The 12,767-nt window shown below is 65.8% G+C and carries 15 protein-coding genes; 7 read left to right on the top strand and 8 right to left on the bottom strand.

Annotated elements, in window-relative coordinates:
- Nucleotides 1-15: 15 nt before the first annotated feature.
- Entirely contained in the window at nucleotides 16-1,662 is a 1,647-nt protein-coding gene (locus tag LPA44_RS07225) for a tRNA uridine(34) 5-carboxymethylaminomethyl modification radical SAM/GNAT enzyme Elp3 (RefSeq protein WP_230888915.1), read from the top strand.
- Nucleotides 1,663-1,979: 317 nt separating this feature from the next.
- Here the strand turns inward: LPA44_RS07225 and LPA44_RS07220 are convergent, their stop codons facing one another.
- Nucleotides 1,980-3,200: a methionine adenosyltransferase gene (locus tag LPA44_RS07220; RefSeq protein ID WP_230888914.1), complete on the bottom strand. Its 1,221-nt coding sequence runs from the start codon at nucleotides 3,198-3,200 to the stop codon at nucleotides 1,980-1,982.
- Nucleotides 3,201-3,281: 81 nt separating this feature from the next.
- Entirely contained in the window at nucleotides 3,282-3,902 is a 621-nt protein-coding gene (gene cyaB / locus LPA44_RS07215) for a class IV adenylate cyclase (RefSeq protein ID WP_230888913.1), read from the bottom strand.
- A gap of 117 nt (nucleotides 3,903-4,019) precedes the next feature.
- Between cyaB and LPA44_RS07210 the strand changes: the two genes are divergently transcribed.
- Both LPA44_RS07210 and LPA44_RS07205 read left to right on the top strand, forming a co-directional pair.
- Nucleotides 4,020-4,220: a DUF7511 domain-containing protein gene (locus LPA44_RS07210; RefSeq protein ID WP_230888912.1), complete on the top strand. Its 201-nt coding sequence runs from the start codon at nucleotides 4,020-4,022 to the stop codon at nucleotides 4,218-4,220.
- Between the two features lie 72 nt (nucleotides 4,221-4,292).
- On the top strand, nucleotides 4,293-5,222 hold the full coding sequence (locus tag LPA44_RS07205; RefSeq protein WP_230888911.1) for an FKBP-type peptidyl-prolyl cis-trans isomerase: 930 nt from the start codon (nucleotides 4,293-4,295) through the stop codon (nucleotides 5,220-5,222).
- Nucleotides 5,223-5,294: 72 nt separating this feature from the next.
- On the opposite strand, the gene LPA44_RS07200 is transcribed toward LPA44_RS07205, so the two are convergent.
- Nucleotides 5,295-5,921, bottom strand: a complete 627-nt coding sequence (locus LPA44_RS07200) for an RAD55 family ATPase (protein WP_230888910.1) — start codon at nucleotides 5,919-5,921, stop codon at nucleotides 5,295-5,297.
- Nucleotides 5,922-5,948: 27 nt separating this feature from the next.
- The gene (locus tag LPA44_RS07195) at nucleotides 5,949-6,533 is read right to left on the bottom strand and encodes a MinD/ParA family ATP-binding protein (RefSeq protein ID WP_230888909.1); all 585 of its coding nucleotides are present in this window, start codon (nucleotides 6,531-6,533) and stop codon (nucleotides 5,949-5,951) included.
- Nucleotides 6,534-6,653: 120 nt separating this feature from the next.
- Between LPA44_RS07195 and pyrB the strand changes: the two genes are divergently transcribed.
- From pyrB to LPA44_RS07180, 3 genes are all read left to right on the top strand, one after another.
- The gene (gene pyrB / locus LPA44_RS07190; protein WP_230888908.1) at nucleotides 6,654-7,565 is read left to right on the top strand and encodes an aspartate carbamoyltransferase; all 912 of its coding nucleotides are present in this window, start codon (nucleotides 6,654-6,656) and stop codon (nucleotides 7,563-7,565) included.
- The gene (gene pyrI, locus LPA44_RS07185) at nucleotides 7,558-8,016 is read left to right on the top strand and encodes an aspartate carbamoyltransferase regulatory subunit (RefSeq protein WP_230888907.1); all 459 of its coding nucleotides are present in this window, start codon (nucleotides 7,558-7,560) and stop codon (nucleotides 8,014-8,016) included. The genes pyrB and pyrI overlap by 8 nt, the downstream gene beginning before the upstream one ends.
- A 278-nt stretch (nucleotides 8,017-8,294) precedes the next feature.
- Nucleotides 8,295-9,122 (top strand): hypothetical protein, encoded by an 828-nt coding sequence (locus LPA44_RS07180; protein WP_230888906.1) that lies wholly within the window; start codon nucleotides 8,295-8,297, stop codon nucleotides 9,120-9,122.
- Here LPA44_RS07180 and LPA44_RS07175 read toward each other — a convergent pair whose 3' ends face one another.
- The 3 genes from LPA44_RS07175 to LPA44_RS07165 form a co-directional block, all read right to left on the bottom strand.
- The gene (locus LPA44_RS07175; RefSeq protein WP_230888905.1) at nucleotides 9,123-9,944 is read right to left on the bottom strand and encodes a hypothetical protein; all 822 of its coding nucleotides are present in this window, start codon (nucleotides 9,942-9,944) and stop codon (nucleotides 9,123-9,125) included. It abuts the gene before it with no gap.
- 94 nt (nucleotides 9,945-10,038) lie between these two features.
- The gene (locus LPA44_RS07170; RefSeq protein ID WP_230888904.1) at nucleotides 10,039-10,500 is read right to left on the bottom strand and encodes a GNAT family N-acetyltransferase; all 462 of its coding nucleotides are present in this window, start codon (nucleotides 10,498-10,500) and stop codon (nucleotides 10,039-10,041) included.
- A gap of 32 nt (nucleotides 10,501-10,532) precedes the next feature.
- Complete coding sequence (locus LPA44_RS07165) at nucleotides 10,533-11,090, bottom strand: NUDIX domain-containing protein (RefSeq protein WP_230888903.1); 558 nt, start codon at nucleotides 11,088-11,090, stop codon at nucleotides 10,533-10,535.
- 147 nt (nucleotides 11,091-11,237) lie between these two features.
- Between LPA44_RS07165 and LPA44_RS07160 the strand changes: the two genes are divergently transcribed.
- Nucleotides 11,238-11,474, top strand: a complete 237-nt coding sequence (locus LPA44_RS07160; RefSeq protein ID WP_230888902.1) for a DUF1918 domain-containing protein — start codon at nucleotides 11,238-11,240, stop codon at nucleotides 11,472-11,474.
- A gap of 51 nt (nucleotides 11,475-11,525) precedes the next feature.
- Here LPA44_RS07160 and LPA44_RS07155 read toward each other — a convergent pair whose 3' ends face one another.
- Nucleotides 11,526-12,767 carry a sulfatase-like hydrolase/transferase gene (locus tag LPA44_RS07155; RefSeq protein ID WP_230888901.1) on the bottom strand — a complete coding sequence of 414 codons (1,242 nt, stop codon included), beginning with the start codon at nucleotides 12,765-12,767 and terminating at the stop codon, nucleotides 11,526-11,528.

Below are 12,767 nucleotides of genomic sequence, written 5' to 3'. Positions count from 1 at the left end.
GGCTTCTACGGAGTAATGAGCGCGGACGCCGACCCCGCATTCGAGGCTGCCTGCGAGGAGCTCGTCGAACGAATCCTCGACGGGGACGTCGGCAAAGACGACGTCGAGAGCGCGAAGCTCGAAGTCTGTTCGGAGCACTCCGCACCGAAGGTGCCCAAGCACTCGGAGCTGCTGGACTTCGCGCCCGAGGACCGCCGTGACGACCTCGAAGAAGTCCTCCAGCGCAAACCGGTGCGGACCGCGTCGGGCGTGACGCCGGTCGCGATCATGACGAGCCCGCACATGTGTCCGCACGGCAAGTGCCTGTACTGTCCGGGCGGGCCCGCCAGCGAGTTCTCGTCGAGCCAGTCGTACACGGGCCACGAGCCCGCTGCTGCGCGCGGCGTGCAGAACGACTACGACCCCTACGGGCAGGTGACGCTGCGACTCCACCAGCTCCGGGAGATCGGCCATCCCATCGACAAGGTCGAACTCATCCTGATGGGTGGGACGATGACCGCGCGCAGCCACGACTATCAGGAGTGGTTCGCGAAGCGAGCGCTCGAAGCGCTGAACGACTTCGACCCCGATCAGGAACCGAACCCTTCCGAGACGGAGTCGTTCGCCCAGGACCCCGACGAGTACGACTTCTCCTATCTCGAAGACGTCATCGCGGAGAACGAGCACGGCGACATCCGGAACATCGGGACGACGTTCGAGACGAAGCCCGATTGGTGTGACCCCGAGCAGGTCGACCGGATGCTCGACCTCGGCGGCACCAAAGTGGAGGTCGGCGTGCAGACGACCTACGAGCGCATCAACCGCGAGATGCACCGCGGGCACGGTGTACAGGCGTCCATCGACGCGAATCGGCGGTTGCGGGACGCCGCGTTCAAGGTTGGCTTCCACATGATGCCGGGCCAGCCGGGCATGAGCAAGGAGATGTGCCTGGAGGACTTCCGGCGGCTGTTCGAGGACGAGAAGTGGAAGCCGGACTACCTCAAAATATACCCGACGCTGGTGGTTCGGGACACCGTCACGTACGACATGTGGCGGAACGAGGAGTTCCAGCCGCTACAGAACGAGGAGGCCGCCGAGCTCGTCGCGGAAATCATGGATATGATTCCGCGGTACACGCGCCTCCAGCGCGTCCAGCGGGACATCCCCGCGGACCACATCGACGCGGGCGTCTGGAAGTCGAACCTCCGCCAGCTCGCCTGGGAGAAGATGGACGAGCACGGCTACACCTGCGAGTGTATCCGCTGCCGGGAGGCCGGGATGAACGACGAGGAGCCCGAGAATGTCGAACTCGACGTGATGACCTACGACGTCGCGGGGGGCACGGAGCACTTCATCAGCTTCGAGGACTTCGAGAAGGACCTGCTCGTCGGGTTCGCGCGCCTGCGCTTCCCGAACGACACGGTCCGTGACGAACTGGAGGACGCGGCGCTGCTCCGCGAACTCCACGTCTACGGCGGCGAAGTCAGTGTCGGCGACGACACCGCGGACGGCCAACACCAGCACCAGGGCTACGGTCAGCGCCTGATGACACGCGCCGAAGAGATGGCCGCCGACGCCGGCTTCGAGAAGCTCAGCGTCATCTCTGGCATCGGCGCGCGCCAGTACTACAAGCAGAAACTCGGCTACCGGCAGGACGGTCCTTACGTCAGCAAGCAACTGTAGGCTGGTTGGGCTCACAGGCGGCTACTTCTCGCGGAGCGTTCGCCGCGCTCGCCGTACCGATTGCTCGGCTCGGAGCGCCCCGCGACGAGATTCAGGTCACGCGCAGGATTGGCTCCGTTCCGGTATTTGAACCTACGCAGCCAGTAGCAGCGAGCATTCGCGCGGCTTCGCCGCGCGATTCACCGCGAGCCTTCGGCTCGCGGGTCGACGAGCGACTAACGCGAGCGTAGCGAGCGGCAGGAGCGAGGAGTGCTTTTTCCGCAATTTTTTGCAAGCGACGGCGCGCTACGCGCGCCGAGCGCTGGAAAAAGTGCGTTTTAGAAGGTATCGAGTTCGCCGTCGATGACGCGCTGGGTGATGTCGGTGATGTTTGCGAGTTCGGCGTCGACAATCTTCTGGATATCGGGTTCGACGTCGGACACGGCGAGGCCGTCTTCGGTGACGACGTGGACGTCGGCGACGTGGGGTTGGTCGATGGGGCGGCCGATTTGGGAGAGGAGGCGGACGCGGAGGTCGCGGATACCGTCCACTTCGTCGACGATGCTCTCGGCGATTTCGGTGGACAGGAGGTTGTAGATTTTCCCGATGTGGTTGACCGGGTTCTTCCCGGAGGTGGCTTCCATGCTCATCGAGCGGTTCGGGGTGATGAGGCCGTTCGCGCGGTTGCCGCGGCCGACGCTGCCGTCGTCGCCCTGTTCGGCGCTCGTGCCGGTGGTGGTGAGGTAGATGGAGCCGGATTCGTAGTCGTCGGCGGTGTTGACGTGGACGGCGACGTCGCGGTCGGTGTGGTCGGTCGCGAGGTCGTGGACGTGCTCGCGGAGTGCTTCGACTTCGGCCTTGTAGTCGTCGAGGTCGTCGACGTGGGCGTCGACGAGCGCGGCGGCGACGGTGAGGTCGATGTGGTCGCCTTCGCGTTTGCCCATGACTTTGACGTCTTCGCCGACAGCAGGGTTGGCGTCGCCGTAGGGCCCATTGAGCGACTGCTCGGTCTCGTAGACTATGCGCTCGGTCTCGGTGAGGGGTGCGTGACCGACACCGAAGCTGGTGTCGTTGGCCATCGGGACGGCGGGACCGTCTTCGACGAACACTTCCTGGAGGTCGCCGGAGCCTTCGCCGAGTTTGACGTCGACGATGACGTCCGTTTCGAGGTCGAGGTTCGGGAAGTTCTCGCGGAGGTAGTCGCGGGCGGCTTCCAGCGCGATGGACTCGACAGGGATGTTGTACTCGACGCCGTCGTCGTCGACGTAGTGGCTCGTCGCGCGGCCGACGACGAGCACGTAAATCGGGTCGATGACTTCGCCGCCGCCGAACGCGGGCGCGGCGGTGCCGGCGACGAGCTGGGTCTCGTCGGTGTTGAAGTGGAGGACTTCGCCGACGCGGTCGATGTACTCGCGGGCGAGCCGTTCGCAGACGTGTTCGGCGATGCCGTCGCAGATGGAGTCGGGGTGGCCGAGGCCTTTTCGTTCGACGATTTCGACCTCTTCGTCCTCGACCGCCCCGCGGTCGAGAGACTGCACTTGGATGTTCCGCTCGGTCATTACGCAAGTGTTGCCCGCCTCCGCTTCTATAACTTGCGAAAAGCACGAGAAGAGATAATATTCCTCGTGCGCATACTCCGGTCAGGCGTCGGCGAGTTTGAGCCCGAGATACGACGTCCGAATCTGGTCGGCGGGATCGAGGCCAAGCTGCCGGAGGAGGGCATACGCGTCCTCACGAGCGGCCTCGACTTCACTGTCCGACTCGACCTCGGTCTCGACTTCGACGTACTCGCCGACGTCCTCGACAGCGTCCAGCAGTACCTCGAAGTCGTCGACGTGATGGGTCTCGCGGAGCTTGCGCACCGTCGCGGCGGGCTCGAACCCGAGCCGTGAGAGAATTTCACGCATCTCCTCGCCGCTCCCGACGGCCGTCTCGAACTCCTCCCGGGACTTCGACTCGGCCTCCAGCAGCGGGCCCTTGTACGTCACGCGGGACTCGCCCTCCGCACGGTACTCACCGTCGAGCACTGCGTCGATAGCGGCCGTGAGCCCGCCTTGGACAGCGTCCCGTTCGAACGTCTCGGCTGCGGTAGCGACCCGACGAACGCGTAGCGCTTCATCAGTCTCCGCGAAGTCGCGGTGTGGTGCGTCGAAGTACGTGTCCGCCTGAGCCACCGTCCCGACACACTCGGCGTCGCTGTCCGCCAGCGCCGCGCGGACCGCATCGTGGCTCGCCGGCACCTTCACCTCCACTTCGTACATGCACGAGTGCTCGCGGTCACCCCGGAAAAACACGGCGCTTCAAAGTGCTCAATAGTGCTACGTGGGGTTCTTAGCAGGCGTTATCCCGCGGTCTCGCGAAGCCCGAATCGACTCACGATGTCCACCGACAGCACCCGTGGTGCCCAGCAGTCACGCGACGATGTCGACCGCACGCCGCTCGACGCAACCGTCGTCCGCTACCAGAACACGCCGGACCGCTGCACGCTCTCGCCGCCGAATGTCGACAGCGACCGGCGGCTCACCGCGTGGCTCTCCGTCGACGCCGACGCCCTCGTCACATTAGCCGAGAATCGGTGACCGCGCGACCCGCGATGCCGCTCACGGCCGCGAAACGTGATTCTTAAGGGTGGAACGGGAGTGCGTACTGGTATGAGCGACGAAACTGAGGCCGAGACGGCCGACGAATCCGAGACAGAACAGGGCGGACTTCAGGAGGGGGACTTCGTTAAGCTCTCCTACACCGCCTACACGGTCGACAGCGGCGAACTCGTCGACACCACCGACGAGGAAGTCGCCGAGAAAGAGGGCGTCGACACCGAAGAACAGGAGTTCTCCCCGCGCACCATCGTCATCGGCGAGGGCCACATCTTCGAGGACGTCGAGCAGGACCTCATCGGCAAGGAAGTCGGTGACACCGGCGAAGTCGTCGTCGAGCAGGCGTTCGGCGAGTACGACGAGGACGAAGTCCGCACGGTCTCCGCGAACAAAATCCCCGAGGACGAGCGCTACCCCGGTGCGCACGTCGACATCGACGGCGAGCACGGCCACGTCGAAGCCGTCATCGGCGGCCGCGCCCGCGTCGACTTCAACCACCCGCTCGCCGGCGAGGACGTCGAGTACGAGTACGAGATTCTCGACCAGGTTGAGGACACCGTCGAGAAGGCCCGCGGCCTGCTCCAGATGTACTTCGACGCCGACCTCGACATGCACCTCGAGACCGACGAGGTCGAAGAGGAAGTCACCGAGGAGACCGAGGAAGGCGAGACGGAGACCACGACGGAAACCGTCGAGAAGGAGACGCTGTACATCGAGCAGTCCCCCGAACTGCAGTTCAACCAGCAGTGGATGATGGGCAAAGACCAGATTCTGAACCAGGTCATCGACATGCTGGACATCGACCGCGTCATCGTCCAGGAGATCATCGACGGCCAGCCCGCTGGCATGCCCGGTATGATGGGCGGTATGGGTGGCATGGGCGGCGGCGAAGGGCTCGGTGACGTCGAGGAAGCCCTCGAGGACGCCGACGTCGACGCGGACGAAATCGTCGAGGAGCTCGACATCGACGAAGACGAAGCCTAACGGCGACTCCCACTTCCGGCCGCTCGGCCTATTTATTGCAGCAAAAATACGATCCGACAGCCCGCGGTCTCGTCAGGCGATGTCGCGGCTGGTGTCGACCTGAACGCGTTCGCCGAGGTTCAGCTTTATCGAGGAGTCCAGGGCGTTGCCGCCGCGGAACTTCGGAACGGTGAGTCGGGTCTCGACTTCGTCGTTGGTCTCCTCGACGCGCAGTTTGAACACGACGTCGGCCATGTGTTCGGTGGTGCCGCGGAGTTCGGGGGCGTGGTCGGTGTCGAGACAGTGCAGGACGGCGATGCCGCCGACGTTGCGCATGTGGTTGCCGAGTTCGTTGACGAAGTTCTCGTAGCGGCCGCGGTCGGCGCGCTCTAACGCGTCGGCGGGGTCGATGATGATCGTCGACTCCGGGGGGACGCTGCGGAACGCGCGGCGTGCGTTCTCGATGGCGTCGGCACCCGGGATGTACCCTACCTCGGGGTCGCCCGTCGGCGCGTCCGTCGCCTCGAAGGCGTCCCGGACGGCCTGCTCGGTCCGATTCGTGGTGAGGTAGAGCGTGGGTCGTGGGCGCGTGAGTTCGTACAGCAGTAGCTCTCCCTGACTGGCGGGTGGTGCCTCGTAGGCGACCACCGTCCCGGCCGGCACGCCGCCGCCGAGCTCCCGGTCAAGGACGTCCACGCCGGTGGAGAGCCGCTCGCGCATAATTCCACTGTAGGAGACGGACGCAGGTTAAGTATTTGGCTCGACGTATCCGGTAAGAGTCGCGTACGCTGCGGCCGTCTCCGATGCTTCGAGTGGCGCTGTGGCGTCGGGAATCGGCACATTGTCGGCTGCCGTCGCGTCTGCGAGCCCTGTAGGGACGGCGACCGCACGAGTGACGCCGATAGCGCGGACTGGCGTTCCGTCTGCGCGCGCCATCGCGACGGTCTTGACTGCGTCCTCGATACCCTCTCGGCTATCGGTCGCGACGACGACGCAACTGTCGGCCACGCGCAGCGGGCGGACTGCGGCCTCGCTGGCACCCGCGAGGCAGTCCAAGATAGTGAGTCGTGATTCGAGCAGCGTGTCGAGTGTTGTGGCGAGGTCGTCTCCGTCGGCGTCGCCTACCGGGAGCACGTCGACGCCGGGAACTGTGGTCGACTCATGGGCGGTCGCAATCGGGTTGGCGGCGTCCACGCCGGGGTCTCGCGGGACGCCCGCACGCAGGTGGAGGTTCGGCGCGTCGAGGTCACAGTCCACGACGAGCGCGCTTGCGAGACTGAGCGCGGTAGTGGTCTTCCCGCTGCTGCCCTTGCCGCCTGCGACTGCCAGCACGCGAGTGAGTGGCCCCGGCTTCGTACTTGAACCTCGGGCCGCGAGTGTGGCGCGGTGGCACATCCCGGAGGTGGCCGTGCTCCGGGACCTTTACGCTCCCGGGGGTCGCGTACTGAACCGATGCGTCACGACCACCTCCTCACCGCCAAACAGCTCTCGCGGGCCGACATCGAGACGGTCCTCGACAGGGCGGCGGCCTTCGACGACAACCCGGCGGCCGCCGGCGAGCGGTACGCCGACGAGCTGCTCGCGCTGTGCTTCTTCGAGCCGAGCACGCGTACGAAGATGAGTTTCGAGACGGCCGCGAAACGCCTCGGCGGCGACGTCGTCGACATGGGCTCCGTGGAGTCCTCGTCGGTGAAGAAGGGCGAGTCGCTGGCCGACACTGTCCGCGTCGTCGAGGGGTACGCCGACGGCATCGTGCTCCGCCACCCCAAGCAAGGCGCTGCGAAGATGGCCAGCGAGCACGTCGACGTTCCCGTCGTGAACGCGGGCGATGGTGCCGGGCACCACCCGAGTCAGACGCTGTTGGACCTCTACACGATTCGCGAGCACGCAGGTCTCGACGACATCTCCATCGGCATCATGGGCGACCTGAAGTACGGCCGGACGGTCCACTCGCTGGCGCACGCGCTCACGAATTTCGACGTCCGCCAGCACTTCGTCAGCCCGGAGAGCCTGCAACTGCCGCGCTCGGTGCGCTACGACCTCCACGAGGCGGGCGCGCAGGTACAGGAACACGAGTCCCTCGACGCAGTCCTCCCGAACCTCGACGTGCTGTACGTCACGCGCATCCAGCGCGAGCGCTTCCCCGACGAGGACGAGTACGAGGCCGTCGCGGGCGAGTACAGCATCACGCCCGAAACCCTCGACGCCGCGAAAGACGACCTCGCGGTGATGCACCCGCTGCCCCGCGTGGACGAAATCGCGGCCGCGGTCGACGAGACGGAGAACGCGACGTACTTCGAACAGGCACACAACGGCGTTCCGGTCCGAATGGCCCTCCTCGACTTGCTCCTCGACGATGACTGACACTGAACTCCGCGTCTCGAAAATCCAGAACGGCACCGTCATCGACCACGTCTCCGCCGGGGAGGCGCTGCACGTGCTCAGCCTGCTGGGCATCGATGGCACCGAAGGCACGCCGATGAGCCTCGGCATGAACGTCCCCTCCGATAGGCTCGGTCGCAAAGACGTCGTGAAGGTCGAAGGCCGCGAACTCAGCGACAGCGAGGCCGAAGTGCTGTCACTCATCGCGCCTGAGGCAACCATCAACATCATCCGCGACTACGACGTCGTGGACAAGCGCCGCGTCGAACGACCCGAGGAGGTCGGCGGCGTGCTCGTCTGTCCGAACCGCGAATGCATCACGAACGCGGGCGAACCCGTTGAGCCGACGTTCGCGGTGCTGGAGGACGGCCTGCGGTGTGAGTACTGTGGGGAGCTTATCCGCGAGGACATCACCGCACACCTCCGGAACTAACCGCGAGATGTTGGTAGACAATCACGGATTCGTGCCGACCCCGCAAAGCGTTTAGTGCCGGCCGCCGATAGTGTCAAACATGGCAGGAAAACTTGTGAAAGCCGCCGCTGCACTGCTCGTCATCGCCCTCGTCTGGAAGTTCGTCGTCGGGGGAGACGAAGCACCCGAACCCCAGGAAGTCGACCGCATCGACTAGTCGATCCCGCCGCCCACACCCCGCTTTTTCTGCGCGTGCCGAGAGCGAACGACTTAGGCGGCCCGCCGGCCAACTCGCGTCCATGTACGGCGTCGTCACGCGGAACGCCGAGGAAGTCGAGTGGCCGGAGTTCGACCGCACGTTCTACGAGGTCAAAGACGTCACCGGCCGCCACACCGACCCGCTGGAGGACGCCGTCAGCATGGTGTCCTGCTTCGGGGACAACGCCACCGCCGGCACCGAACCCGACCTCGTGCCCGTCGACGACGAGGGCAACGAGGCCACCCGCGACCAGCCGTACTTCGACTGGTCGTACATCTGCCCGCTCGCCGAGGACTACCGCAACGGCCTCCTAACGGTCATCGAGACGTGTGCAGAGGTCAACGGCGACGTTCGCCTCGACGACGTGGGGTTCCCGCGCGGCGAGTACTGCCACTGTGAGCGCTGCGAGAGTGCCTTCGAGGCATCCGAATTCGACGACTGGTACGACTGGCGCGCGAGCGTTATCACGGAGTTCGTCGCGGAGGCCGCCGACCGCATCCCCGGAACGACGTATCTCACCCTCTACCCCGACCCGTATCCGGGACACCTCTACGAGCGCGCGGGCCTCGACGTCGAAGCGCTCGCCGAGCACGTCGACGAGTTCGTCGTGCCGCTGTACGACACCAACTACGGGACGACGTACTGGCTGGAGACCATCGCCTCCGGCTTCGAAGACCTCCTCGACGCGCCGTTCAGCGTCGAACTGTACGCCGTCGACGTCGAGGTCGAGAATCTGGTTCACGCCACTGAGGTCGTCGAAGAGTACGCAGAGGGCGTGTTCTTCGGCTACGAGGCGAGCAACGCCCGCGCCACGCTCCGACGGATGGACGCCGAAGAGCGCGAGGGCAAGTCGTTCGGGCCCGAGTAATCAGTCGCCGTACGCTTCGCAGGTCACCCGGTAGTACTGGTTGTCGTGTTCGGCGACGAACGACGCGTCCGGGTCGTAGACTGGATTTTGCGGCGTATTCACGAACGGACACCTGACGCCGTTAGCCGCGAGCACGCGCGCGGCCTCGCGTTCGTGTTCGTATGACCGGAGCGAGAGCCGGCAGGTCCCGTCGTCGGCGGGGTCGCAGGCGGCCGCGGAGAACAGGTCGTCGCGGACCGCAGGTGTGTTTTCGAAGTCCGCTGCTGGTCCGTCGACAGCCGACGCGTCGATTGGTTCGGCGACAACGTCGTAGCCGCCACCCCAGCCGAGTCCGACGCCTAACAGGACGAGCAGGAGCGCGAGCACCGGGAGCGACCCCGCGAACGTTACAGTTGCCTCGCGGGAGGTACGTACGCGCCGAAGGCCCGCCGTCGCGGCAGCGGCGACAACTGCGACGGCAACCGCGACAGTGGGAAAACCGAGCAGGTGGACGAACGCGGCGAGAACCGAGACGACGACGAGCACCGCGAACGCGACGGCAGCACCGACTGCGAGCGTGCGAAGCCGGTCGCCAGCAGTGTATTCGGCGACGAGCACCGGCGCGGTAACCGCGAGTACGCCGACGGTAGTGATGTGGAGGACGGACGATAACTCGGTCGCCGACCACGGACCGAGGACGAGGTAGAACGCGTCGTAGACCACGGGCTGGAGCGGGGAGAGGCCGCGCGCGAATACGAGTGCGACGACGATGGCCCCGACGACACCGAACAGTCCGTAGCCGGCCGTCCGGGCGACTCGGTCCAGCGACAAGTCGAACTTCATACTGAGTAATCGGCCGCCACGCGAAGCGGACGAACCGGGATGCCTCGGGGTTCGACAGGTGACGGAAAAGGTCTTTCGGGGCGAACGAGGCTAGTCAGAGCCGCTGGCGGAGGCTGCGGAACTTCGGTTCGAAGCCGTGGTCCTCGTAGAACGCCATCGCGGCGTGATTGCCGACGTGCACGGAGAGACTCGCGTACTCGCAGTCGTGCTCCTGTCCCCACGCTTTCATCCGGTCGAGCAGACGGCCCGCGATTCCCTCGCGGCGGCGCTCGTGAACGACGTAGAGGCCGTCGACGTAGCAGTTCTTTCCACGGGTGTACAGCGCCGGCGACGACGTGGCGCCGCCGGAGACGACACCGACGGGCTCGGGGTCGTACGCGACGAACATCGTGCGGTCGGCGTCGTCCAGCCACCGCGAGCAGTCCTCGTCGGCGACGACGTCCTCGTCAAGGTCGCTGAACGCGGGGTCAAGGGCTTCGGCCTCGCGGTACGCCGGCCGGAGCAGTCGGTCGGCGACGGCCGCCCGCTCGCTGTCCACCGGCACGCGTACGTCCATGCCAGCAAGGACGCGGACGGACGAGAAAAGCGCTACGAGAACGCTCGATCGCGCCAGCGCTGGAGGTCGCGGCGGTCGCGGGTGTCCTTGGGGAGGTCGGCGAACCAGGCGGCGTCCGTTATTTCGCCGTCCGGGTCCCGGACTTCGAGGGTAGTGTCGTCGGCGCACGCCTCGAAGACGGGGAGGACGCCCCACGCGGAGTAGCCGCTGGACTCGAAGGCGACCGAGGTCATCATCGCGAGGCCGTGGTAGGTAGCATCGACGCCGGCTTCCTCGGCGAGTTCGCGCTCGGCGGCCTCGCGGAAGGTCTCCCCGTCGTCGACGCCGCCACCGGGGAGTACCCAGAGGTCGACATCCTCGTGGCGCACCAACACCACGTCGCCGTTATCCCGGTAGACGACTGTGTGCGCGCCGTAGGGCGCACCAGTGCGTTCGACGCGTTCTGCGAGCGTGCGGAAGCGATCCTGGGAGACCGACCGCCGCCGGTTGAACTCCAGAAAGTCGTCGTGGGCGTCGGTCAGTGCGTGGTAGGCGCGTTCGGCGCGCTGTTCGGCACGGGTCGCGAGATACCAGAGGTCATCGACTGGCATCGCGGTGCGGTGGCTGCAGGCGATTCGGGGACGCTGCGAGCGTGGCGAGAGCGAGGGTCATAGCCAGTCGTACGGCGGACACGCACGTTACCGTTTCGGAGGCGCGAAACCGGGTCGCTTTTGAATCGGCCGCGGGAACTTCGTGCCATGAGCTTCGAAGAAGACGACGAGGTCGTCCTCCACGACAAGCACAGCGAGTACGACGGCGAGACTGGCACCATCACGCAGGTCGTCGACACGATGTTCGGCGAGCCCAACTACACCGTTAGCTTCGACGACGGCCAGGAAGCCGGCGTGCCTGAGGACAACCTCGAACTCGCCGAGGACGACGAGAGCGAGGAGGACCCCGACGAGGGCGAGGACGAAGAAGTCGACGACGCCTAACGCGACTTCGCACTTCGTTTTTCCGCCGTTCTCCGTCGACCAGCGGTCGCGTTAGAGGTAGCCGAGGTCTTCGAGGCGCTCGTTGATTTCCAGCATCTCGACGTCCGTTGGGTCGACGCCGCGCTCCGGGAGGCGTTCGCGGAGTTCGGCTTCGATGTCGGGGTCGTCTGTGCGTTCGAGTTCTTGAGAGTTTGCCTCGATATCGTAGACGCCGGGTTCCCAGTCGCGCTCGGGGTATTCGACGTACTTGGCGTCGCCGTAGCGGACGGCGCGCGCCCAGTTGCGCTCACGGTGGAGGGACGCGCCACACGCGCGCATGTACGCGACGCGGTCATCGACGCCTGGTTCGATGGCGTCACCGTCCGTCTCGTGGTCGACACTCAGTGTGTCCAGCAGCGTCGGGAGGATGTCGATTTGCCGGACTTGGGCGTTCACGGTTGCGGGTTCGACGCCGGGGCCAGCGAGCACGAACGGAACGTTCGTCGTGAAGTCGAAGACGTTCTCGCCGTGCCCGTTCTCGATGAAGTGGTCGTCGACGTCGGGGCCGAACTGATCGCAGTACTGGTTGATGCGTTCGACGACGCTGCGGGTGTCCACGCCGCCGTAGTACTTCACGGCGTCTCGTAGGGACTTCACGGCGAGCCGAATCGGATTGTTGCGGTGGGTGATGCTCTCGCCGTGGTCGCCGACGACCGCGACGACCGTGTCGTCGGGGACGGCGTCGACGAGCGCCTCGATTTCGCGGTCGAGCGCGGAGAACGCCCGGCCGTACGGCGTCTCGCCGTACTCCGAACTGTCGTACTCGCGGGGGACGTGGATGTCCTCGTGAATCTCCCAGAGGTGGACGAACGCCGCGAACGGTTCCGGGAGGTCGGTGAGCCTCTCGATTCCCTCCTCGCGCCAGTCGCTAAACATCGACTCGTCGCGGTCTCGGCACTCGTAGGTGTCGAACCCGCGGTTGAGGCCGGTCTCGGGAACGAGCGGGCCAGTTGCCATCGCTTCGGTGTGGTAGCCGGCGTCGCCGAGGATTTCGGGCATCGAGTCGACGTCCTCGGAGAGGCTGCCGCGGCGCAGCGACTGGATGCCGTTTCGTTCGCCGTACGCGCCCGTCAGCAGGCTCGCTACTGCGGGCGTGGTCGTGGTCGCGGTGGCGTACAGTTGAGTGCACTCCTGACCGCGATCGCGGAGGCTATCAAGGAACGGCGTGTCGACAGCGTCCCGGTGCAGGAAGTCCTGTCGGAGGCAGTCCACCACGACCAGTAGGAGGTTCGGGGAGTCGGTAGTGTCGTCCAT

The organism is Halobacterium sp. KA-4 (genome assembly GCF_021028995.1).
Taxonomy (GTDB): domain Archaea; phylum Halobacteriota; class Halobacteria; order Halobacteriales; family Halobacteriaceae; genus Halobacterium.
The sequence above is the reverse complement of the archived record's forward strand: the minus strand, read 5'-3'. Positions and strand labels throughout refer to the sequence as shown.